Source organism: Kitasatospora sp. MMS16-BH015 (genome assembly GCF_002943525.1).
Lineage (GTDB): Bacteria > Actinomycetota > Actinomycetes > Streptomycetales > Streptomycetaceae > Kitasatospora.
This window is the reverse complement of the sequence record NZ_CP025394.1, coordinates 1,710,162-1,732,310: the sequence shown is the minus strand read 5'-3', so window position 1 is coordinate 1,732,310 and position 22,149 is coordinate 1,710,162. Positions and strand designations below refer to the sequence as shown.

18 protein-coding genes are annotated in these 22,149 nt (G+C 72.9%); 8 read left to right on the top strand and 10 right to left on the bottom strand.

What is annotated here, in order from left to right; genetic code table 11:
- Positions 1–2 precede the first annotated feature (2 nt).
- Entirely contained in the window at positions 3–278 is a 276-nt protein-coding gene (locus CFP65_RS07415) for a DUF6158 family protein (RefSeq protein ID WP_104815334.1), read from the bottom strand.
- Positions 279–389: 111 nt separating this feature from the next.
- Between CFP65_RS07415 and CFP65_RS07410 the strand changes: the two genes are divergently transcribed.
- Both CFP65_RS07410 and ligD read left to right on the top strand, forming a co-directional pair.
- The gene (locus tag CFP65_RS07410; RefSeq protein WP_104815333.1) at positions 390–1,403 is read left to right on the top strand and encodes a PHP domain-containing protein; all 1,014 of its coding nucleotides are present in this window, start codon (positions 390–392) and stop codon (positions 1,401–1,403) included.
- Positions 1,404–1,433: 30 nt separating this feature from the next.
- A complete protein-coding gene (gene ligD, locus CFP65_RS07405) occupies positions 1,434–2,300 on the top strand; it encodes a non-homologous end-joining DNA ligase (protein WP_104820712.1) in 867 nt (288 codons plus the stop codon).
- A gap of 51 nt (positions 2,301–2,351) precedes the next feature.
- On the opposite strand, the gene CFP65_RS38755 is transcribed toward ligD, so the two are convergent.
- From CFP65_RS38755 to CFP65_RS07385, 5 genes are all read right to left on the bottom strand, one after another.
- Positions 2,352–2,492, bottom strand: a complete 141-nt coding sequence (locus tag CFP65_RS38755) for a hypothetical protein (protein WP_158702080.1) — start codon at positions 2,490–2,492, stop codon at positions 2,352–2,354.
- Between the two features lie 46 nt (positions 2,493–2,538).
- A complete protein-coding gene (lanL, locus tag CFP65_RS07400; protein WP_254552278.1) occupies positions 2,539–5,202 on the bottom strand; it encodes a class IV lanthionine synthetase LanL in 2,664 nt (887 codons plus the stop codon).
- A gap of 121 nt (positions 5,203–5,323) precedes the next feature.
- The gene (locus CFP65_RS07395) at positions 5,324–6,346 is read right to left on the bottom strand and encodes a hypothetical protein (RefSeq protein WP_104815331.1); all 1,023 of its coding nucleotides are present in this window, start codon (positions 6,344–6,346) and stop codon (positions 5,324–5,326) included.
- The gene (locus tag CFP65_RS07390; protein ID WP_104815330.1) at positions 6,343–7,575 is read right to left on the bottom strand and encodes an MFS transporter; all 1,233 of its coding nucleotides are present in this window, start codon (positions 7,573–7,575) and stop codon (positions 6,343–6,345) included. Before CFP65_RS07390 ends, CFP65_RS07395 begins: the two co-directional genes overlap by 4 nt.
- A 10-nt stretch (positions 7,576–7,585) precedes the next feature.
- Entirely contained in the window at positions 7,586–8,503 is a 918-nt protein-coding gene (locus CFP65_RS07385) for a glycosyltransferase (protein ID WP_104815329.1), read from the bottom strand.
- 375 nt (positions 8,504–8,878) lie between these two features.
- Between CFP65_RS07385 and CFP65_RS07380 the strand changes: the two genes are divergently transcribed.
- From CFP65_RS07380 to CFP65_RS07355, 6 genes are all read left to right on the top strand, one after another.
- On the top strand, positions 8,879–10,309 hold the full coding sequence (locus tag CFP65_RS07380; RefSeq protein ID WP_158702079.1) for a sugar transferase: 1,431 nt from the start codon (positions 8,879–8,881) through the stop codon (positions 10,307–10,309).
- A gap of 38 nt (positions 10,310–10,347) precedes the next feature.
- The gene (locus CFP65_RS07375) at positions 10,348–11,397 is read left to right on the top strand and encodes a Gfo/Idh/MocA family protein (protein WP_254552277.1); all 1,050 of its coding nucleotides are present in this window, start codon (positions 10,348–10,350) and stop codon (positions 11,395–11,397) included.
- A complete protein-coding gene (locus tag CFP65_RS07370; RefSeq protein ID WP_254552276.1) occupies positions 11,391–12,089 on the top strand; it encodes an acetyltransferase in 699 nt (232 codons plus the stop codon). The genes CFP65_RS07375 and CFP65_RS07370 overlap by 7 nt, the downstream gene beginning before the upstream one ends.
- A 27-nt stretch (positions 12,090–12,116) precedes the next feature.
- Positions 12,117–15,542 carry a DUF4082 domain-containing protein gene (locus CFP65_RS07365; RefSeq protein ID WP_104815326.1) on the top strand — a complete coding sequence of 1,142 codons (3,426 nt, stop codon included), beginning with the start codon at positions 12,117–12,119 and terminating at the stop codon, positions 15,540–15,542.
- Between the two features lie 105 nt (positions 15,543–15,647).
- Positions 15,648–16,694: a glycosyltransferase family 2 protein gene (locus tag CFP65_RS07360; RefSeq protein WP_104815325.1), complete on the top strand. Its 1,047-nt coding sequence runs from the start codon at positions 15,648–15,650 to the stop codon at positions 16,692–16,694.
- Positions 16,695–16,729: 35 nt separating this feature from the next.
- The gene (locus CFP65_RS07355) at positions 16,730–17,704 is read left to right on the top strand and encodes a cyclopropane-fatty-acyl-phospholipid synthase family protein (protein WP_158702078.1); all 975 of its coding nucleotides are present in this window, start codon (positions 16,730–16,732) and stop codon (positions 17,702–17,704) included.
- 7 nt (positions 17,705–17,711) lie between these two features.
- On the opposite strand, the gene CFP65_RS07350 is transcribed toward CFP65_RS07355, so the two are convergent.
- Genes CFP65_RS07350 through CFP65_RS07335 form a run of 4 tightly spaced genes read right to left on the bottom strand, consistent with a single transcriptional unit; the run spans position 17,712 to position 22,053 of the window.
- Complete coding sequence (locus CFP65_RS07350; RefSeq protein WP_254552275.1) at positions 17,712–18,497, bottom strand: glycosyltransferase family A protein; 786 nt, start codon at positions 18,495–18,497, stop codon at positions 17,712–17,714.
- Positions 18,494–19,963: an oligosaccharide flippase family protein gene (locus CFP65_RS07345; protein WP_254552274.1), complete on the bottom strand. Its 1,470-nt coding sequence runs from the start codon at positions 19,961–19,963 to the stop codon at positions 18,494–18,496. Before CFP65_RS07345 ends, CFP65_RS07350 begins: the two co-directional genes overlap by 4 nt.
- On the bottom strand, positions 19,960–21,366 hold the full coding sequence (locus CFP65_RS07340; protein ID WP_104815322.1) for an O-antigen ligase: 1,407 nt from the start codon (positions 21,364–21,366) through the stop codon (positions 19,960–19,962). The genes CFP65_RS07345 and CFP65_RS07340 overlap by 4 nt, the downstream gene beginning before the upstream one ends.
- Positions 21,367–21,372: 6 nt before the next feature.
- The gene (locus CFP65_RS07335; RefSeq protein WP_104815321.1) at positions 21,373–22,053 is read right to left on the bottom strand and encodes a chain length determinant protein; all 681 of its coding nucleotides are present in this window, start codon (positions 22,051–22,053) and stop codon (positions 21,373–21,375) included.
- Positions 22,054–22,149: the final 96 nt, after the last annotated feature.

The following is a 22,149-nucleotide window of genomic DNA, read 5'->3' as shown; positions in this document are numbered from 1 at the left end:
GTTTACGGGTGTGAGGCGATCTGGGTGGCGGCTTCGCGGGCGCGGGCGCCGCTGCGGGTGCGGGTGGCGGCGACCTGGCGGTAGGGGAAGCGGCGGACGAACTCGGCTTCGAGCTGGCCGGTGCGCAGGGTGTGGCGGCGGAGGGCCTCTTCGGAGCCGTAGAGGAAGGTCTCGTGGCGGGTGCGGTGGAGCTGGGCCAGCTCGCGCAGCAGGACGTCGTTGTGCAGGGCATCGGGCGGGATGCCGGCCGAGCGGTCGACGGTGGTGGGCTGCGACATGGCGGTGCCTCCTCCGGGAGCGTCCCCCTGTAGGTCGGCTTGCCCGGGTGGGGCGGGTGGAAACCGGGTGGGGCGGGTTTCCTCAGGGGTCACACCGGGCACGTGGGGCACATGGACCCCGTTCGGGCGTTGGAACGGACCGCGTTCCTGCTGGAGCGCGCGCAGGCCTCGCCGTACCGGGCGCAGGCCTTCCGGCACGCCGCCGAGGCCGTCCGGGCCCACCTGGCGGAGCAGGAGCGGCCCGACCTGGCGGAGCTGGCCGCGCACGCGACGGCGCTGCCCGGGGTCGGGGCGACCACGGCGAAGGTGATCGCGGAGGCGGTCGGCGGCCGGGTGCCGGCCTATCTGGCCGAGCTGGAGCAGCAGGCCGAGGAGCCGCTGGCCGTCGGTGGGGAGGAACTGGTCGCGGCGCTGCGCGGCGACTGCCACCTGCACTCGGACTGGTCGGACGGCGGCAGCCCGATCGCCGTGATGGCCCGCACCGCCAAGGAGCTCGGCCACGAGTGGGCCGTGCTCACCGACCACTCGCCCCGGCTGACCGTGGCGCACGGGCTGAGCCCGGAGCGGCTGCGGCGGCAGCTGGAGGTGGTGGCGGAGCTGCGGGCCGAGCTCGCGCCGTTCCGGCTGCTCACCGGGATCGAGTGCGACATCCTGGAGGACGGCGCCCTGGACCAGGAGGACGGGCTGCTGGGGCAGTTGGACGTGGTGGTGGCCTCGGTGCACTCCAAGCTGCGGATGGATCCGATGCTGATGACCAGGCGGCTGCTGGCCGCCGTGCGCAACCCGCACACCGATGTGCTCGGCCACTGCACCGGGCGGCTGCTGGGCGACAAGCCCCGGCCGCAGTCACGGTTCGACGCCGCCAAGGTGTTCGCCGCCTGCGCCGAGAGCGGGACGGCCGTGGAGATCAACTGTCGGCCCGAACGGCGTGACCCGCCCGGCGAGTTGATCGCGCTGGCGGTGGAGGCGGGGTGCCTGTTCTCGGTGGACACCGATGCCCACGCGCCCGGGCAGCTCGACTGGCAGGCGTACGGGTGCGCGCGGGCGGCGAAGGCCGGGATCCCGGCGGAGCGGATCGTCACCACCTGGAGCGAACGGGAGTTGCTCGACTGGACGGGTCGGTGATCGGCGGTGGTCAGGGTGGCGGATCCGGCGGTGACCATCACGGAGGTGGACGGCAGGCAGCTCCGGCTGACCCATCTGGACCGAGTGCTCTACCCCGAGACCGGGTGGACCAAGGCCGCCGCGCTGCGCTACTACGCCCTGGTGGCACCGAAGTTGCTGCCGCACCTGGCTGGGCGGCCGGCCTCCTTCCTGCGCTTCCCGGGTGGGGTGGCGGAGCAGCGGTTCTGGGCCAAGCACCTGCCGGCGGGGGCTCCGGACTGGCTGACTACGATGCAAGTGACGCACAGCGAGGGCGAGTTGGAGCAGGTGGTGGTGGCCGATCTGCCCACCCTGATCTGGGCGGCCAATCTCGGCGCGCTGGAGCTGCACGTGCCGCAGTGGCGGGAGGACCCGGCCGAGCACGACCGGCTGGTGGTCGACCTGGATCCGGGGCCCGGGATGTCGGTGGTGGAGTGCTGCGCGGTGGCCCTGCTGGCCAGGGAGTTGCTGGTGGCGGACGGGCTGACCGTCTGGCCGAAGACCTCCGGGGCGAAGGGTCTGCACCTGGCGGTGCCGCTGCGGCCGACTCCGGCGCGGACGGCCGGGGCGTACGCGCGGGAGCTGGCCGCCCGGCTGCGGGTGGCGCACCCCGGGTTGGTGGTGGACCGGATGGAGCGGCGGCTGCGGACGGGCCGGGTCTTCGTGGACTGGTCGCAGAACAACAGCGCCAAGACCACGGCCGCGCCGTACTCGTTGCGGGCCGGGCGGGTGCCGGGCGTGTCCACCCCGCTGGAGTGGGCCGAGGTGGCGGCCTGCCGGAGTGCGGAGCAGCTGGCCTTCACCCCGGAGCAGGTGGCCGAGCGGGCCGGTGACCCGTGGGCCGGGGTGCTGGAGGAGGCCAACTGGGGTCGGCTGTAAGGGTGGTGCGGACGGCTGGAGGCACGTCCGCACCTGGTGGGTGGGGTGGGGTCAGCAGTCACCCTCGGGCGGGGTGACGCAGAAGTAGCTCTCCCAGAAGCTGTGGTGGCCGGTGTCGCAGCACATCACCGGGTCGAGGGGCTGGTCGTCGGTCTCGGGGAGTTCCTGGAGTTCCAGGACCTGGGTCTCCATCGGGGTGGGCTCCTTTCGATGGTGCATCTTCTGGTCCCGGTGGCCGTCAGGCCGGTCGACGGGCGTCGACCAGCCAGGAGCGGCGGCCACCGTGTCTGAGGCGGAGCAGGAAGTCGAGCGCGCCGGAGTAGCCGACGTGGTAACTCGCGCACAGCTCACGCAGGGTGTCGTCCGGCAGCACCGCGCGGCCGTCCCGGTGCGCGGCCCGGACGCGGAGGCAGTCGACGGTCTGGGCCGCCCGCTCGCGGTGCTGCTCCTCACCGGTGGCCTCGGCCAGGTCGAGCAGCAACTCGGCGTTGCCGGAGGCCCCGTGGCAGTTGCCCGGGCCGAGGCGCCAGCGGTCGCGGTGGACGGCGGCGCCCGCGCGTTCGGCGTGGGCGCGGAAGGCGGGCTCGCCGGTGTGCTGCCAGAGGCGGATCAGGAAGGTGCCGATGCCGGCGGCGCCGTGGCACCAGTAGTCCAGGCCCGGGCGGTCCGTGCGGCGGGGGCCCTTGGGCCACTCGGCGGCCGGGCCGTCCGGGGCGGCCACCGCGCAGAGGGCGTGGCCGGCGGCGGTGGCGATCTCCACCGGCCCCGGCAGGTCGAGCTCGCGGCCGAGGGCGAGCAGGAAGGCGGCCTGGCCGGCCAGGCCGTGGGCGAAGCCGTACGAGGTGGCGTTGGCCAGTTCGCGGCGGTGCTCGGGGCCGAGCGGCCAGTCGATGGTGGCGGGTGGGGCGTCCAGGGCGAGCAGGCGGTCGGCGCACTCGGTGGCGCGGGCGGCGAAGCGCTTGTCGCCGGTGGCCCGCCAGAGGTGCAGTTGGGCGGTGCCGGCGCCGGCCAGGCCATGGCAGAGGTCGGGGTGGTGCGAGTCGAGCGGGATGTGGAGGGCGTGGTCGAGGGCGCGGTCGGCGAGGCCCTGGTCGTCGAGGGTGCGGGCGGCCTCGTACAGGGCCCAGGCGGCGCCGGAGCGGCCGAAGTAGAGGCCGGGGAGGACCCGGCTGGGGCGGTCGAGGCGGTCGGCGAGCCAGTGGGCGGTGGTGTGGAGGGTCGGTTCGGCGGCGGTGTGGCCGCAGCGGACGGCCCGGTCGAGCACGGCGAGGATGCCGGCGGCGCCCATCTGGACGTTGCAGGGGTCGCCGGGCGGCAGCGCCCGGGGACGGGCCCAGAGGTACTCGGCCTCGGGGGTGAGGGTGGCGGCGAGCTCGGCGAGGCCGTCGGTGAGGAGGCGGTCGGCGTGGTGGAGGAGTGCGGGCAGGCCGGTGGAGGAGGGCGGGGCGGGGCGCGGGACGGGGGTGGCGGTCAGGTGGGCGGTGGCCTGGGTGAGGGTCCAGCGGGTCGGGCGGTCGGCGGTGAGGCCGAGGATGAGCGGGCCGAGGCTGCGGAGGGCGGGGAAGGCGGGGGTGGCGGTGCGGACCAGGGCGGCGAGGCGTTCGGCGGTGGGGCGGGACGGCGGGGTGTCGGGGGCCAGCACGGGGTTGATGCCGGTGGCCACGTGCAGCAGGGTCGCGCCCAGGGCGTAGCAGTCGGCCTCCGGACCGGGGGCCGGGGGCGTCGGGGTGGCGGCGCGGTCGGCGGCTTCGAGGTAGGCGGGGTCGGTGAAGCCGCGGGTGCCGGTGACCCGGGCCGGGGCGCCGGGGCGGACGGCGGCCTCCAGGTCGACCAGCACGGGCGTGCCGTCGGCGGCCATCACCACGTTGCCCGGCTTGAAGTCGCGCAGCACGTACCCGGCGGAGTGCACCTCGTGGATCAACCCGGCCAGGGCGAGGGCCAGTCGGCGCAGCTCCGGGGCGGGGATCCGGCCGCCGCACTGGCGGGCCCGGTCGGCGGCCCAGCGCTGCAGGCTGACGCCGTCGATGTAGTCCTCGACCAGGAAGACGTGCCCGCCGCTCTCGAAGACCTCGCGCGGGGCGGGGGCGACCCGGCGGGGCGCGAGCGCGGCCAGCACCTCGGCCTCGTGGCGCAGCCAGCTGCGGGCGTCCCGGCCGCCGGGCTCGGCGCCCACGTGCGGGCGGGCCTCCTTCAACAGCACCTCCTCGCCGGTGAGTTCGTCCCGGGCGCGGTAGACGCCGCCCCGGTTGGAGTGCCGGATGGCGGAGTGGACGAGGTAGCGGTCGGCCAGCCGGACCGGGCCGCCGGGGCGCGCGGCGGTGCCGTGGTGCTCGAACGGCAGCGGAGCCCAACCGGGCGGGGAGAACCAGGGGTTGCGCTGGTCGGGCTCCGAACTGCCGTCGGGGGCACGGAGCCGGCCCTCGTAGAAGCCCTCGTCGCTCAGCTCGTGGGGCGGGGCGAAGCAGCCGTAGCGGTAGTGCACCGCGCTGTCGGGCAGGTAGCGGCGGTCGGAGAGGATGGCGGCCCCGGCCAGGCCGAGGGTGGCCCGGTGGAGCTGGTCGGCGAGCCGGCGCAGTTGGTCGTCCTCGGCCGGGTACGCGGTGAGGAACTTGCCTGACTGCCCGCGGACGGCCCGCACCCCGTTGAGCTCGGCGGCCACCTGCGGGGTGACGGCGAACTTGAACGCGCAGCCGGCCGCGACCAGCACCCGGGTGGCCTCGGCGAGCAGCCGGGGTGCGGAGTCGGGGGTGGTGGAGAGGTGCAGCTTCCAACCCTGGGCCCGGCGCGGGCGGTCGGGCGGGGTGGCGAAGCACCAGGTCTCGTCCTCGCGCAGCCGCCAGCCGGGGGCGGTGGACATCTCGTTCAGGACACGTGCGGCGATCTCGCGATAGCTCGGCGTCACCGTTCCAGGATGGCAGCGCCCCGGCCGGGCTGGCGAGGCCCGGCGGGGAGAAAGTTTCGGCACGGAGGAAATTCGGATGATCCGACGGGCAGGTAGTCGGATCACCCGGGCCTGAGGAGGACTACGGCAGTGGGGCCGGGGAGAAGCCGTTGTGCAGCACCACGCTCGGCTGTCCGGAGCCGTCGGCGGGCACCTGCCAGAGGTCGGTGGTGGACTTGCCGGCCACCGGGACGGCGTAGGTGACGGTGCGGTCGTCCAGCCAGGCCGCCTGGTCGTCCACGCTGCGCTGCTCGGCCAGCAGGGTCTCCTTCATGGTGGCCAGGTCGAGCACCGCCAGGTGCCAGGGCGCGGTGGTGCCGCCGGAGACCCGCTTCTTGAAGACCAGCCGGGTGCCGTCGGGGGAGAGCGAGGGGCACTCGACGTTCTCCCGGAGCACGGTGAGCGAGTGCTTGGCCAGGTCGCCCCGGACGAGGTAGGTCTTGCCGGTGCTGATCGGCGACATGGTGGCGTAGAAGGTGTTGTCGTCCGAAGTGAAGGTCACGCCCCAGAAGTTGCGGTCCACCGGGAGGTACTGCTGCCCGTCCTTGCGGACGTCGAAGTTCTCCAGGGTGGCGGTCAGGGTGCCGGTGCGCACATCCAGGATGGAGGTGCGGGTGGAGAAGGTGTTGGCGGCGTAGGAGTCGCCCGAGGTGAAGACCGTCCAGGAGGCCATCCGGCCGTCGGCCGAGATCCGGGCCCGGTTCGGGGCGCCCGCGCCGAGGTCGAGTTCGCGCTTGACCGCCAGGGTGGCGTCGAGGATCTTCACGGTGTGGCGCGGGATGGCCGCGTAGGTGGTGGCCAGGCAGACCACCGTGCCGGCCGCCGCGTACACCCGCTCGCAGGAGGTCTGGCCGACGGTGCGCGGGCCGGTCGGCTCCGAGCTCGCCACGGTGGCCAACAGGCCGTAGCCGGGCCCGGGTTCGGTGTCGCGGAAGAGCAGCCGGCCGTGCACTCCGGTGAGGTCCAGGCCGCTCGGGGCGGCCCCGTCGCCCTGACGGTGCGTCACCTGCTCGCGACTGGCGGCGTGCAGGCCGTAGCCGATGGCCAGGGCGGCGAGCAGGGCGAAGGCCACGGCGAAGATGGTCACGCGGAGGCGGGTGGTCATGCGGTGGTGCCCTTCCGGATCAGAGCGGTGGCCAGACCCAGCGACAACAGCAGGCCCACGGCGAAGAGTTCGAGGGTGGTGCGGGCGCCGACCAGGCGGTACGCGGTGCCGAAGAGCAGCGAGGAGGCGAACATGCCGAGCGCCTGGAGGCTCTGCAGCACCGCGAAGCCCGAGGTGCGCGCCTCGGCCGGCAGCAGCCGGGCGGCGTGCGCCATCAGCGGGGCGTCGGTGGCGGCGTAAAAGGTGCCGTGCAGCAGCAGGGCCACGGTGAGCACCAGCGGGCCGCTGCCGCCGACCGCCAGCAGGGCGAGCAGGGCCAGGAAGCAGAGGTGCCCGCCGAGGTAGAGCCGCCAGGGGCCGAAACGGTCGGCCAGGGTGCCGGCCGGCAGCGAGAGGAGCAGGTACGGCGCGGCGGTGCCCAGCGCCAGCAGCGGGAACCAGCGGGCCGCCAGGTCGTCCTGGCGCTGGAGGGTGAGGTAGACGAAGGCGTCGCTGATGGTGGCCGTCTCCAGTAGGGTCACAAGCAGGCAGGTGCGGCGGAAGGTGCGGTCGCGCAGCAGGTCGAGGGCGGTGCGCAGCACGGGCTTGGCCCGGGTGTGGGTGCCGCGCTGGTCACGGACGAAGAGCAGCAGCACCAGCAGCCCGAGGGTGGCCACGCAGAAACTGGCCACGAAGACCGCGTCGTAGGCCACCGCCACGGCGGAGAGCAGGGCGAAGGCGGCCAGCGGGCCGCAGAACGCGCCGGCGGTGTCCATCATCCGGTGCACCCCGAAGGCGCGGCCCTGGGTCTCCGGGGTGGAGGAGAGCGAGATCAGCGCGTCCCGGGGAGCGGTGCGCAGGCCCTTGCCGCTGCGGTCGGCCGCGAGGGCCGCGCTGAGCGCGGGCAGCGAGGCGCCCGCCGCCGGGAGGGCCAGCTTGCAGAGCGCGGAGAGGCCGTACCCGGCCAGGGCGACGTACTTGCGGGCCTGGAACCGGTCGGCCAGGTGGGCGCCGACCAGCCGCAGGAAGACCGTGGCGCCGTTGAACAGGCCGTCCAGGAAGCCGGTCTGAAGCATCGTCAGGCCGAGCACGGAGGTGTAGTAGAGCGGCAGGACGGAGGAGACCATCTCGGAGGAGATGTCGGTGAGCAGGCTCACCACCCCGAGGGTCACCACCGTGGAGCTGACCCGCCGGGCGGCGCGGCCCGCCGGGCGGGAGTGGTCGGCGGAGCGGGCGGAGGAGAGGTACACGCTGTGCGCCTCAGGCCAGGTTGTCGGCGGTCGGGCGGGTGCGCAGGCGGGCCGGGCTGAGCAGGGCGGCGGCGGCGCGGCGGCTGCGGGTGTGGCCGAGCAGGGCGCGGGAGCCCTCGCGCAGCAGGGTGGCCGTCCAGAACAGGGCGGTGGCCGGGAGGGCGTGGCGGCGGCGGAAGAGGCGCACCTTGTTGAGGGTGAGCAGGGTCCACAGGCGCGGGGAGACCTCGGAGTCGCCCTCCAGGTGGACGGCGCGGGCCGTGGGGGCGAGCCGGGTGGCGTAGCCGAGGTCGCGGGCGCGCAGGGCGTACTCGGTCTCCTCGGAGTAGAGGAAGAAGGACTCGTCCCAGGGGCCGCAGGCCGCGACGCAGTCGGTGGAGACCAGCATCGCCGCCCCGGTGGCCCAGTCGGCCGTAGTGGTGGTGCGGTAGGCGGCCTCGGTGGTGACCAGCTCGCCGAGGGCGGGCCAGCGGCCGGCCCGGCGGTTGCCCAGCAGGGCCTCGCCCCAGGCGCGCAGCACGGCCGGCTCGCGGCGCAGCGAGTGGGTCAGCCCGCCGCCCTCGCCGGTCAGCAGGGGTACGACCAGGCCGGTGCCGGGGGTGTCGAGTTCGCGCAGCATGGTGGCCACGCAGCCCTCGGCCAGCCGGATGTCGGGGTTGAGGATGAGCACCGCCCGGCTCGGGGCGACGCTCGCCAGGGCCGCGTTGATCGCGGCGGCGTAGCCCGCGTTGTATCCGGTCTGCACGACCCGGGCGGAGGGCACGGCACTGCGTACCACGGAGAGTGTCTGGTCCGCTGACGCATTGTCAGCTACAGTCAACTCCCAGGAAACTCCCAGCAGTCCGCGATCCAGCGAGTCGAGCAGGCCGGGCAGTACCTCGGCGCTGTTCCACGTGACCACAATCACTGCAACTTCCGCAGCCTTCATCGTTTCCCCTCGCCGTGGCCGCCCCGGGCCCGTCGCTCCGCACGATCCTTGGTGACGCGGGGCCAAGTATGCGTGGTGGCACGGCTCGTGGTCAGGCGTTTCACCGATCGGCCGCCCGGGCGTCACCGGGGGGCGTACGGGGGGCGCAGGTTGAAGCCGATCGTCCGCCTCTCCACCGGACACCCACATAGTTGGAGAGATTGTTTGCGGTTTGTCCGTCCGATGTCGTGTCGGGCCGCTACCTTCTCTCCTGGGGATCGCACGGTACGGCTTGAGGGAGTCCGCGCGCTGGTTCGGGGGATACCGGTGTGCGCTGCTCATGGTCGTGCCGTCTTACGTCTTTTTTCGTCAGGCGTACTGGCTGGGGGGCACAGCATGGCCGTTGAATCGGCCGCACGTTCGGACAATTACCGCGATGTCAGGACTCCGCGCGATCTGCGCCGGAACCGGCAGCGCGACCACCTACTCAAGCTCGTCTCGGTGGACCTGCTGGCGGCTGCGGCCGCCTCGCTCGTGGTGTACCTCGACCACGGACGGGCAGAGGTCTACACCCTGCTGCCACTGCTCTGGCCTGCGGCGTTGCTCGCCGTCCGGGCTTACGGGCACCGGCAGTTAACGCAGGCCGCGGCCGACCACGGCCGGATAGGCAAGGCCGCGCTGGGCCTGTGCGGAGCCGCCGTCATCGGCTCCGAACTCGTCCTGGGCGGCCAGGAGAGACTGCTGCACGACGCGGTGGCCGGCCTCGCCGCCGCCGCACTGCTCACCCTCCTGCTGCGCGCGGTGCTGCGCTCCAGGACGCTCGCCCACTGGGCGGCCGGGCGCCACCTGCGCCGGGTGCTGGTGATCGGCGAGCCGGAGTCCGTCCGGGCCTTCGCCGACTCGCTCTCCCGGCAGGGGCCGCACGGACTGCACCTGGTGGGGGCCTGTGTCACCGAGCCGGGCGAGCCCGGACTGCCGGTGCTCGGCCGCACCGAGGACGTGCCGGCGGCGGTGCGCCGCACCGCCTGCGAGATGGTGATCGCCCTGCCCGGCGGGGAGTTGGACCACCAGGCGCTGCGCGGCCTGGGCTGGGCGCTGGACGGCGAGGGCGTCCAACTGCTGGTCAGCCCGATGCTCGCGGACGTGGCCGCCGAGCGGCTCAGCGTCCAGGCCGTCGGCGGGATGCCGCTGGTGCACGTGCGGGCCCCCGTCCGCTCGGGGCACGCGGCCCGGCTGCCCAAGGAGGTGCTGGACCGGGTGCTGGCCTCGGTGGGGCTGCTGATGCTCACCCCGCTGCTGCTGGTGCTCGCGCTGCTGGTCAGGCTCAGCAGCCCCGGCCCCGCCTTCTTCCGCCAGCGCCGGGTCGGGCTGGACGGCGAGCCGTTCACCATGCTGAAGTTCCGCACCATGCTGCACAACGCGGAGTCGCTGCGCAGCGAGCTGGCCGAGCTCAACCTGAACACCGACGGCCCGCTCTTCAAGATGCGCCAGGACCCGCGCACCACCACCGTGGGCCGCTTCCTGCGCCGCTACTCGCTGGACGAACTACCGCAGCTGTTCAACGTGTTGGCCGGGCACATGTCCCTGGTCGGCCCGCGGCCGCCGCTGCCGGAGGAGACCCTCGACTACGACGAGGTGACCCGCCGCCGGCTGCTGGTCAAGCCCGGACTGACCGGCCTCTGGCAGGTCAGCGGACGCTCCGACCTGCCCTGGCACGAGGCCGTCCGGCTCGACCTGAGCTACGTGGACAACTGGTCGCACTCGCTCGACGCCCTCATCCTGCTGCGCACCACCAGTGCGGTGGCGCGTGGCAAGGGGGCCTACTGATGACCGCAACCGACGCACCGTCGAAAGGGCCTGACGCCGTGACAGAGACGCTGGGGCTGGCCGTGATCGGGGCCGGGTACTGGGGCCCGAACCTGATCCGCAACTTCCAGGCTTCGCCCGAGTTCCGGCTGCGCTGGGTCTGCGACCTGGACAGGTCGCGGGCCGAGCGGGTGCTGGGCGGCTACTCCACGGTCACCGCCACCGACGACTACGCGGCCGTGCTGGCCGACCCGGAGGTGGCCGCCGTCGCGGTGGCCACCCCGGCCGGCACCCACCTCGCGGTCGCGATGGCCGCGCTGCGGGCCGGCAAGCACGTGCTGGTGGAGAAGCCGCTGGCGGCCACCGGCGAGGAGGGCCGGCAGCTGGTCGAGGAGGCGGAGCGCCGCGGGCTGGTGCTGATGTGCGACCACACCTACTGCTACACCCCGGCGGTCAGCCGGATCCGCGAGCTGGTGCGCTCCGGCGAGATCGGCGACGTGCAGTACGTGGACTCGGTGCGGATCAACCTCGGGCTCGTCCAGCGGGACGTGGACGTGCTCTGGGACCTGGCCCCGCACGACCTCTCCATCCTGGACTTCGTGCTGCCCGAGAGCGACCGCCCGGTCGCGGTGGCCGCCCAGGGCGCCGACCCGATCGGGGTCGGCCGGGCCTGCGTCGCGTACCTGACGCTGCAGCTCGCCTCCGGGGCGATCGCCCACGTGCACGTCAACTGGCTCTCCCCGACCAAGGTGCGCACCACCATGGTCGGCGGCTCCAAGCGCACCCTGATCTGGGACGACCTCAACCCGCAGCAGCGCTTGGCGCTGTTCGACCGGGGCGTCGACCTGGCCATGCCCGACGAGCTGGACCCGGGCGAGCGGCGGGAGTTGATGGTCAACTACCGCTCCGGCGAGATGATCGCCCCGGCGCTGGGCGAGAAGGAGGCGCTGCGCGGGGTGGTGGAGGAGTACGCCGCCGCGATCCGCGAGCGTCGCGCCCCGCTCACCGACGGGCACGCGGGCCTGCGGGTGCTGGAGATCCTGGAGGCCGCCGGTCGCAGCCTGGCCCAGGGTGGCGCGCTGGTGCCGCTGCCCGGTGCGCCGTGCTGAGGCAACCCTCCAAGAGGGCCGTCCGTCCCGAGCTGGTGATCGTCGGGGCGGGCGGCTTCGGCCGTGAGACGGCCGAGGCCGCATATGCCGCCGGCTGGCGGCTGCGCGGCTTCCTGGACGACAACCCGGCGCTGCACGGACAGCGCGTCGACGGCGTGCCGGTGCTGGGCCCGGCCGAGCTGGTGCACGAACTGCCCCGGGCCAAGGTGCTGCTCTGCACCGTCAACCCCCGGGTCTACACCAGCCGGCTCGACCTCGCCGAGCGCCTCGCGCTGCCCGAGCGCCGCTACGCGACCCTGGTGCACCCCAGTGCCGGCGTCGCCGCCCGGGCCGAGCTCGGCCCGGGCACCGTGCTGCTCGCCCAGACGGTGGTCACCGCCCGGGCGAGCGTCGGCGCACACGTGGCCGTGATGCCGCAGACCGTGCTCACCCACGACGTCGAGGTGGCCGAGCTGGCCACCCTGGCCAGCGGGGTGAGGCTGGGCGGCGGCTGCCGCCTGGAGCGCGGCTGCTACCTGGGCGCGGGTGCGCTGCTGCGTGAGTACACGACCGTCGGCCGCTGGTCGCTGGTCGGCATGGGATCCGTCGTCCTGCACGACGTACCGCCGCACGAGGTCTGGGCCGGCGCGCCGGCCCGGTACCTGCGGGCGGCAGTCGGGGCACCCGGGCGGGCCGCGCCCGCGCTGCCCTAAGCCTGCACAACTAGGGGAGAACAACACATGAAGATCGGCAGCACGGCGGGCCGACCGCCGTGGAGAACATCCGTAGCTCACCGAATCCGCGCGATCGGCCGCTTCCCCCGGGCGCTGCTCGCCGGAGTCCTGCTGCTCGGAGCCACCACCCTGACGGCGCTTCCCGCGCACGCCGCCGGGGACCCGTGCGCCACCCCGGTGGTGAACAAGGTGGCCTGCGAGAACAGCAAGCCGGGCGATCCGGTGTCGGACTGGTACTCCCCGAACGCCTGGGGGGCCATCCAGGGCTTCACCGCCCACGAGAGCTACAAGCCGGGTGACACCGTCGAGTTCAAGGTGAACTCGCCCACCGCGTACCAGATCGAGATCTACCGGCTCGGCTGGTACCAGGGCAACCGGGCCCGCAAGATGCCCAGTTCGCCCACCGCCACCTACCCGGCCAAGACCCAGCCCAACTGCCTCTCGGACGCCTCCACCGGCCTGGTGGACTGCGGCAACTGGACCACCACCGTGACCTGGCAGGTGCCCGCCGACGCCGTCTCCGGGCTCTACCTGGCCAACATCCAGCAGGCCGACGGCAGTGGCCTGATGCCGTACCCGATCATCATCCGGGACGAGTCCAGCCACTCCGACGTCGTGGTGCAGACCTCGGACCAGACCTGGCAGGCGTACAACCAGTGGGGCGGCCAGAACCTGTACAACGGCTCCGGGCCCGCGCCCGACGGCCGCGCGTACAAGGTGAGTTACAACCGTCCGCTGGACATTGGCGCCGACAACGGCATCTACGGCTCCGAGTACTCGATGATCGGCTGGCTGGAGCGCAACGGCTACGACGTCAGCTACCTGAGCGGCATCGACGTGTCGACCAAGGGCGTGCTGCTCCAGAACCACAAGGTCTTCCTGTCCAACGGCCATGACGAGTACTGGAACCAGGCCCAGCGCGACAACGTGACCGCGGCCCGGGCGGCCGGGGTCAACCTGGCCTTCTTCTCGGCCAACGAGATGTTCTGGCGCACCCGGTTCGAGAACTCCATCGACGCGTCCGGGACTTCGTACCGCACCCTGGTCTGCTACAAGGAGACCAAGCTGCAGATCCCCGGCGTGGACGGAGTGCCCGACCCGAGCGGTCAGTGGACCGGCACCTGGATGGACCCGGTCGGGGCCGGACGCGGCGGCGGCAAGCCGCAGAACGCGCTCACCGGGCAGCTGTTCCAGGTCAACGGGTACCGCAACGACGCCATGACGGTGCCGGCCGCCTTCGGCAAGCTGCGGTTCTGGCGGAACACCTCGATCACCACCCTGCCCGCCGGGCAGGTGGCCACCTTCCCGACCGGGACGCTCGGCTACGAGTGGGACTCGGACGTGGACAACGGCTTCCGGCCGCCGGGCGCGATCGACCTGTCCTCCACCACGGTGGCCATCAACGACGGCAACATGCTGCAGGACAACGGCAACACCTACGCCAACGGCGTGGCCACCCACAGCCCCACCCTCTACCGTGACCCGAGCTCGGGCGCGCTGGTCTTCGGGGCCGGCACGGTGCAGTGGTCCTGGGGCCTGGACACCCTGCACGTGGGCAACACCACCACCGAGGACCCGCGGATGCAGCAGGCCACGGTGAACCTGCTGGCCGACATGGGCGCCCAGCCCACCACGCTGCAGAGCGGGCTGACCGCGGCCGCGGCGAGCACCGAGACCGGCGGCCCGACCGTGCTGGTCTCCGCCCCCGCCTCCGGCGCCACGGTGCCGGTGCAGAAGCCGGTCACCGTCTCCGGCACCGCTGCCGACCTCGGCTTCTCCGCCCCGGGCGTGCCCGGCGTGGTGGCCCGGGTCGAGGTCTCGGTGGACGGCGGCACCACCTGGAAGGGCGCCACCGGCACCACCACCTGGAGCTACACCTGGACCCCGCTGACCCAGGGCCCGACCCAGATCCTGGTGCGCGGGGTCAACGACTCGGTGCGCAACGGCACCACCGTGACCGTGCCGCTGACCGTCGGCCCGCAGCAGTGCCCCTGCACCGTCTGGCCGAGCTCCGCGGTGCCCGCCCACGCCGACTCCGGCGACGCCGGCGCGATCGAGCTCGGGGTCAAGTTCCGTACCACGGTGAACGGTTCGGTCACCGGCGTGCGGTTCTACAAGTCGGCGCTGAACACCGGCACCCACACCGGCAGCCTCTGGGCCAGTGACGGCACCCTGCTCGGCACCGGCACCTTCACCGGGGAGACCGCCTCCGGCTGGCAGCAGCTCACCTTCGCCCAGCCCGTGCCGGTCAAGGCCAACACCACCTACATCGCCTCCTACTACGCCCCGAACGGCCACTACTCGTACGACGACGGCTACTTCACCGGGCAGGGCGCCGGGATCGACCCGATCAAGGCGTTGATGGCGGGGGCCGACGGGGACAACGCCCTCTACCGGTACAACACCGGCGGCGGCTTCCCCAACAGCAGCTACCACAGCTCCAACTACTGGGTGGACGCGGTGCTCGACACCTCGGCCAACACCACCATCCCGCCGGCCGTCACCGCCGTCACCCCGGTGGCCGGCAGCACCGGGGTGGCCATCACGGCCAGCCCGACGGCCACCTTCAACCACACCATCGACTCCAAGACGCTCAACTTCACCCTCACCGGTGGCGGCGGCGCGGTCTCCGCCGCCGTGAGCTACGACACCGCCACCGCCACCGCCACGCTGCGCCCCAACGGGCAGCTGGCGCTCGGCACCACCTACACCGCCACGGTCAGCGCCAACGACCCGTGGGGCAACACCATGGCGGCGCCGAAGACCTGGAGCTTCACCACCAGCCCCACCCCGCCCACCGTCACCTGCCCCTGCACGCTGTGGAACTCCGCCACCGCACCCGCCTCGCTCGACTCCGGTGACGCCACCGCCGTCGAGCTCGGCACCCGCTTCACCCCGTCGATCAACGGCTGGATCACCGGCGTCCGGTTCTACAAGTCGGTGGCCAACACCGGCACCCACACCGGTACGCTCTGGTCCAACACCGGCACCCAGCTCGCCACCGGCTCGTTCTCCGGCGAGACGGCCTCCGGCTGGCAGCAGTTGACCTTCACCACCCCGGTCGCCGTCACGGCCGGCACGAACTACGTGGTCTCGTACTTCGCACCCAAGGGCCACTACTCCGGCAGCAACGGGTACTTCGCCAACGGCTACTCCAACTACCCGCTGCGGGCCACCCCGGACGCCACGGGCAGCGCCAACGGCATCTACAAGTACGGTGCCACCGGCTTCCCGACCAGCACCTTCAACTCGACCAACTACTGGGTGGACCCGGTCTTCACCAACGTCCGCCCGGCGGGCGCGCCCGTGACCTCGTTACAGCTCCCGCTCCTGGACAGCCTCTTGACTCCGCTCGAGAAGCTGCTGGGGGGCCTGCTGGGCGTGGCCAACGGCCCGACCACCGCGACACCGGGCAGCGAACCGACCAGCTGACCCGACCGGGCAGCGGACCGATCAGCTGACCCGACCGGGCCCGGGAGCCACCGCGCTCCCGGGCCCGCCGCACCACAACTCCCCTTTGAGAGAGGACCTTCGAACGTGAGCTCCGTCAGCGTGGTGATCCCGTGCTACAAGTACGGCCACTATCTCGCCGACTGCGTCAGCAGCGTGCTCGACGAGCAACCGGGTCTGGACGTCAGGGTGTTGATCATCGACGACTGCTCACCCGACGACTCCGCCGAGGCCGCCCTGGCGCTGGCCGCCAAGGACCCGCGGATCGAGGTGCGGGTGCACGCCGTCAACAAGGGGCACATCGCCACCTACAACGAGGGCCTGCTGGAGTGGGCCGACGGCGACTACACCGTGCTGCTCTCGGCCGACGACCGGCTCACCCCCGGCGCGCTCACCCGGGCCGTGGCCCTGCTCGACGCGCACCCCGAGGTCGGCTTCGCCTACGGCCACCCGATCCACTTCCAGCACGGCAGCCCGCTGCCGCCCGCCCGCACCGAGCTGCGCGGCACCACCGTCTTCCCCGGCCAGTGGTGGCTGGCCCGGCGGTTCAAGGAGGCGCACGGCTGCATCACCTCCCCCGAGGTGGTGGTGCGCACCGCGCTCCAGCGCGAGGTCGGCGGCTACGACCCGGAACTCCCGCACGCCGGCGACGTGGAGATGTGGATGCGGCTGGCCTCCCGGGCCGACGTGGGCTACCTCCGGGGCGTCGACCAGGCGTACTACCGCAAGCACGGCAACAACATGTCGGCCACCGAGTTCGGCGGCCAGATGGACGACCTGCGGCAGAACAAGGTGGCCTACGACGCCGTGCTCAGCGGCTGCGCCGAGCACCTGCAGAACCGGGCCAAGCTGGCCGACACCGTCAACCGCAAGCTGGCCCGGATCGCGCTGCGCCGCGCCGTGCGCGCCTACGACCGCGGCCGCACCGACGTGGTGCCGGAGGCCGACCTGATCGCCTTCGCCGCCGAGTGCTGGCCGAACTACCGCGCCCTGCCCGAGTACAAGGGCCTGCTGCTGCGCCGCGCGATCGGCGCCAAGGCGATGCCGTACCTGCAGCCGCTGGTGCTCACCGCCGTGGTCTCCAAGGTGCGCGAGCGGCTCTGGTGGCGGTCCTGGCGGCTGCGCGGTATCTGATCATCTCAAGGGCGTTGGCTGCAAGGGAGTTTGGTGTGTTCAACAATCTGGTCAACCGGCACGACGCCGCCCGGGTCGGCCGCAAGCTGCGGCGCGGACAGCTGGACAAGCTGGTCTCCAAGGTGCGGGTGCGCGGCACCGAGCGCGTGGTCGAGCACTGGTCCGCCGTCGATCCCTCGCTCCAGGAGTGGTGGGCCGTGCCGCAGGTGGTGCGCCGCTGGAACACCTTCGCCAGTGGTGACCCGGCGGTGGGCTTCCCGCAGCACGTGGCCGACAAGTGGCTGGCCGGGCGCGGCAGGTTGCGTGCCCTCTCGCTCGGCTGCGGCACCGGCGGCAACGAGGTGATCTGGGCCCGCACCGGCGCCTTCGAGCGGATCACCGGCATCGACATCTCCCCGGACCGGATCGACTACGCCACCGGCCAGGCCCGCGAGCTCGGCCTGGACGGGGTGCTGGAGTTCCGCACCGCCGACGTGGCCGAGCTGCTGGAGGCGGGGGAGACCTACGACGTGGTGCTCGGCCTCCAGTCGCTGCACCACTTCGACCGGCTGGACGAGACCATGGGGAGGATCGCCGGGCTGCTGAAGCCGGGCGGGCTGCTGCTGGTGGACGAGTTCGTCGGCCCCACCAAGTTCCAGTGGACCGACGGGCAGCTGCGCGCCGTGGACGCGTTGCTCTCCCAACTCCCCGAGGAACGGCGCCGGTTGGTGGACGGCCGGATCAAGCGGCGGGCCGTGCGGCCCAGCCTGCTCTCGATGCGGCTGGACGACCCCTCGGAGGCGGTGGACGCCGGCCGGCTGCTGCCCGCGCTGCGCGAGCGCTACACCGTGCTCGAGGAGCGCCCGTACGGCGGCACCGTGCTGCACGTGGCGCTCTCCGGCATCGCCCAGCACTTCCGCGACGGCTCGGCCGAGACGGAGGCGCTGGTGCAGCGCTGCTTCGCGGCCGAGGACGCCGTGCTCGACTCGCTCGGCCACGACTTCGTATTCATGGTCTGCGAGCCGAAGTGACGCTGGTTCAGGACCAGTTGCTCCAGTAGCTCTCGGGGTTGACGAGGTAGCGGACGGTCGGGACGGGCAGGTGCGCCACCCGGTGGTGGCGGCTGTACCGGAAGACCAGCTCCCAGTCCTCACGGGGGACGACCTCGGGAGTGCGGCGCAGCCGGCTGAAGTGCAGGGCCTTGGTGCGCCGCGCGACCACCGCGTTGGTGTCCAGGAAACCCTCCTCGGCCGCGTGGTGCCGGTCGAAGGGTACCGAGAGCACGTCGAGTTCGGTGCCGTCGGGGTGGGTGCGGCGCAGTGCGGTGTAGACCGCGTCCGGCCCGCCGGGGGCCTGCAGCGCGGCCAGCGCCTGCTCCAGGTGGTCGGGCTCCCACTCGTTGTCGTCGTCCAGGAAGGCCACGTACCGCGAGTCGGTCAGCCGGATGCCGACGTTGCGCACCACCCCGGCCACCGCGCAGTTGCGGCTCAGGCTGACGGCCACCAGGCGGTGGTCCAACGGGAGTTCGGGCAGGCCCGCGCCGTCGTCCACCACGATCACCAGCTGGTCCTTGACCGTCTGCGCCAGCGCCGAGGCCACCGCCCGGCGCAGGCCCTCCGGCCGGCGGTAGGTCGGGATCACGGTGGTGACCAACACCTGGGGCAGGGCGCCCAGTTCGGCCTTGAGGCGGGCCACCTCCGCGTCCTCCTGCCTGCGCAGGGCGAGCGCGGTGCGGCCGAGCACCACCTTGTTGCGCGCCTCCATCAGGCGCAGGAAGCCGACGGTCTCCCGCAGGAGCCGCTTGCCGTGCCGCAGCGCGTTCACCGCTCTCCGTCCCCGGCCATCGCCGGTTGCTGGATGGTCAGTTCGGGTTCGGCGGGCGTCTCGGCCCGCAGCAGCCGCCGCATCGGCAGCACGATCGGCAGGTAGCCGGCCAGCGCCACGGCGCCCGCCACGAACATGCCCCAGCGGGTCTCGCCGGTCCAGCGGTAGACCGCGATCGACAGCGCGGCCATCACCAGCCCCCCGATGAACGGCCGCAGGCAGGCCCGGGCCACCACCGCCGGGCCGATGCCCTCGCGGCGCAGACCCCAGAGGAAGGCCGGCCCGGCGACCAGGGCCGCGACCAGCACGTGGCCGGCCCCGACCCCCGCGATGCCGCGCAGGTGGGCGCCGTAGAGCAGCACCGGGACGAGTGCGATCAGCCAGACGCCCTGCACTCCGATCAGCGAGCTGCGGCGGCCCGCCGCGGCCAGGCAGTCGTAGGCCAACTCGTAGGCGATCCGCAGCAGTCCCAGCAGCGCGAGGAAGCGCAGCACCCCGGCGGCGGCGGCCCAGCGCGGGCCGTAGATGGTGTCCAGGGCGGGCGCGGCCAGGGTGGCGAGCAGCACGCAGGGCGGTACCGCCGCGGCCATCAGCAGGCCCAGGCCCCGGCCGAAGGCGTCGGCCAGCGCGGCGGGGGAGCCGGCCACCCGGGAGAAGCCGGCGAAGGAGATCCGGCGGGCCGCCTCGGAGATCGAACGGACCGGCCAGCTGGAGACGTTGAAGGCCAGCTGGTAGAAGCCGAGCGCGATCGGGCCGAGCAGGGCGCCGGTGACCACCGAGTCCACGTTGAGCATGGCCAGCACCAGCAGGCTGGCCCCGGCCAGCGGCAGGCCGAACGTGACCAGCGCCTTGGCCTCCGCGGTCGACCAGCCCGGGCGCAGCGCGCCCGGCACCACCACGGCACAGCCGGCCAGTGCGCACAGGTTGCCGACCAGGGCGCCCCAGGCGAAGCTCATCGCGCCCGCGCCCGAGTAGGCCAGGGCGAGCGTGGTGCCGGTGGTGACCAGGAAGTTGAGCAGGTCGAGCACCATCCGGGCGCCTTGGCGGAACTCCCTGGCGATGATCTGGTTCGGCACGCAGGCCAGGCCGTCGATCACCACCGAGACGCAGAGCACCCGGAGCATCCCGGTGGCGTCCGGCGAGCCGAGCAGGCGGGCGGTGGTCGGGGCCGCCGCGTAGAGCGCGGCGTAGAGGATGCTGCTGGAGAGCACCGAGAGGGTCATCACCGTGGGCGCGAACTCGCGCACGTCCCGGTCCCAGCGGACGATCGCCAGGCTGACGCCCATCTCGTTGGCCGAGAGCAGCACGCCCAGGGCCACCATGCCGGTGGCGTACAGGCCCCACTCGCGCGGGCCGAGCAGGGTGCGGGCGAGCACCACGCCCGCGGCGAAGTTGCCGATCCGGATCACCACGGTGTTGAGCAGGCTCAACCGGGCGCCGGAGCGGACCTTGGCGCCGAGGCTCACCGGCCCGCCCCCGCAGGTGAGTTGCTCCGCAGGAAGCCGAGCAGGCTGCCCCCGCACCCGAGCAGGAGGAAGTAGATACCGGCGAACATCGGGAACCCCAGGGAGTCGAAGGTGGCGCTGGTGATCAGCGCGACGGTGGCCGCCGCGACGAAGCACTGCGCGAGCTCGCGGGTCGGCTGGTCCGGCGCGAGCCGCCGGGCGGCGCCGCCGTTGTGGATGCCGGCCACGAAGATCAGCACCAGCACGAGGACGCCGTACACGCCCAACTCGGCGGCGACGTTCAGGTACATGTTGTCGGTGAAGAAGTAGAGCTCGGGCAGGAAGGTGCCCATCCCGTGGCCGAACCACGGTGAACTCTGCATGTACTCCCAGATCTTGGCGTAGTCGCCGGCCCTGGCCTGGGTCGAGCTGTCGGAGTTGGCGAAGAAGGAGCTGAACAGCCCGGTCAGCGTGGAGAGCAGGCCCGGCACCGCCGCGCCCAGGCCCACCACGCCGAAGCCGACCGCCCCGAGCACGTAGCCGCGCCGCCTGGGCTGCCAGGCTGGCAGCATGGTGCCGAGCGCGACCACCACGCCGATGATGCCGGTCCGCGAGACGGAGAGCGGCAGCGCGCCGCCGATCAGTAGCACCGGCAGCCAGCGGCGCAGCCTGCCGCGGTCGAACCGGGCCGGGTCGAAGGCCTGTTGGACGGCGAAGGGCAGCATCATCGACAGCATCCCGCTGAACTCCAGCGGGTGCGCGGTGGTGCCGCGCGGCCGGGTGAAGGCCCCCCTGGTCATCGCGTCGATGCCGGCGCTGGCCGACTGGAGGCCGGGGATGTGCAGCGAGTTGGCGATGTTGCTGTGGGTCAGGAAGTCGTACCAGCCGAGCGCCGCGACGATGCTCGCCATCACCACGGTGCGGCGCAGCAGCGCGTACAGGCGCTCGCGGCTGGGGATGCCCGCCGAGGAGACGGCCACCAGGCTGGTCCAGGCGAGTAAGGCGATCAACCCCCGGTCGGCGCCCTGCATCTCCTTGGTGATGGCGGGGCGGCCGGCGCAGGCGATGTAGCCGAGCAGCACCGAGGTCGCGAAGATCACCATGGCGATCCGGGGTGCCCGGGTGCCCGGGGCCGGCACGAGCTTCTCGGCGAGCCAGGCCGCCAGGAACCACATCAGGCCGAGCAGGGCGACCACGTTCGCCGGCGTGCCGACCCCGCCCATGCCGGGCAGGGTGAGGTTGGACGGGATGAACATCGCGAAGAAGACGTAGCAGGTCAGCACCGTGACGGCGTCGAACTTGGCCTTCTTCTTGGCGACTTGGCTCCCCCTCCGGCCGCCGCCCGACCGGCTCGCCGGATCGGCGGAGCCGTCGGGGGCGGCTGCTGGTGCGCCGGCGCGGGTGGTGGTGGCGTGCGCGGCCATCCCCGGCTACCGGCTCGCGGGGACGGGGGGCTGCGGCAACTGCTCCTCCTCCGCCGCGGCCTGGCCGCGACGCCCGAGCTTGGCCCGGCGGCGACCGAAGACGTTCTCGGTGACGAAGGCCGCCAGGAAGGCCACGGCGAGCCCGGCGATGCCGATCATCGCCACGTACTGCAGCTTGCTCTTGGTCTGCGCCTGCGGCGCCTGCGGCGGGATGATCACCGTGGAGGCGATCTGCGAGCCCGCCGGGGCCTGCTGCTCGGCCTGCATCGCCTTCAACTGCTCGGCGGTGAAGGTGTTCAGCAGGTCGATCGACTTCTTGACCTGCGCCGGGTCGTTCCCCGTCACGGTGAGCGTGAGGAACGGGCCCATCGCGTTGTCGGCCAGCTTGACCGCGTAGGTCCCGGTCAGGCCGCGCTTCTTGAGCGCCTCCGCCGATTCGTCCGAGGCCAGCCGCCGTCCGAGGAAGTCGGCGGCCACGGTAAGCGCCTGACTGAAACTCAGGAACGGATTCCCGTTGTTCGGCGGCAGTGCCGACACGCTCGGCGCGTTGAGCAGTGAGATCGAACACTCCGACTGGTAACTCGTCGGCAGTACCGCGTTGGCCACCGCCGACAGGCAGACCGTGATCACCACGATCGGCACCGTGACGTACCAACGCCTGCGGATCACCCGCAGGAGTTCCCGCATGTCCAACGCATCTCCCCCTGGAGCCGCCCCCGACCCCATGCCACAGCAGCCCCCACCAGGACTGACCCTCCGAGCCAAGCGACCCCAGCAAGAGAG

Excerpts from the sequence above, each read along its gene's own strand:
- CFP65_RS07365 (WP_104815326.1), top strand. The coding sequence starts at position 12,117 with ATGAAGATCGGCAGCACGGCGGGCCGACCGCCGTGGAGAACATCCGTA.
- CFP65_RS07415 (WP_104815334.1), bottom strand. The coding sequence starts at position 278 with ATGTCGCAGCCCACCACCGTCGACCGCTCGGCCGGCATCCCGCCCGAT.
- CFP65_RS07335 (WP_104815321.1), bottom strand. The coding sequence starts at position 22,053 with ATGCGGGAACTCCTGCGGGTGATCCGCAGGCGTTGGTACGTCACGGTG.
- CFP65_RS07395 (WP_104815331.1), bottom strand. The coding sequence starts at position 6,346 with ATGACCACCCGCCTCCGCGTGACCATCTTCGCCGTGGCCTTCGCCCTG.
- CFP65_RS07410 (WP_104815333.1), top strand. The coding sequence starts at position 390 with ATGGACCCCGTTCGGGCGTTGGAACGGACCGCGTTCCTGCTGGAGCGC.
- CFP65_RS07380 (WP_158702079.1), top strand. The coding sequence starts at position 8,879 with ATGGCCGTTGAATCGGCCGCACGTTCGGACAATTACCGCGATGTCAGG.
- CFP65_RS38755 (WP_158702080.1), bottom strand. The coding sequence starts at position 2,492 with ATGGAGACCCAGGTCCTGGAACTCCAGGAACTCCCCGAGACCGACGAC.
- CFP65_RS07385 (WP_104815329.1), bottom strand. The coding sequence starts at position 8,503 with ATGAAGGCTGCGGAAGTTGCAGTGATTGTGGTCACGTGGAACAGCGCC.
- CFP65_RS07340 (WP_104815322.1), bottom strand. The coding sequence starts at position 21,366 with ATGGCCGCGCACGCCACCACCACCCGCGCCGGCGCACCAGCAGCCGCC.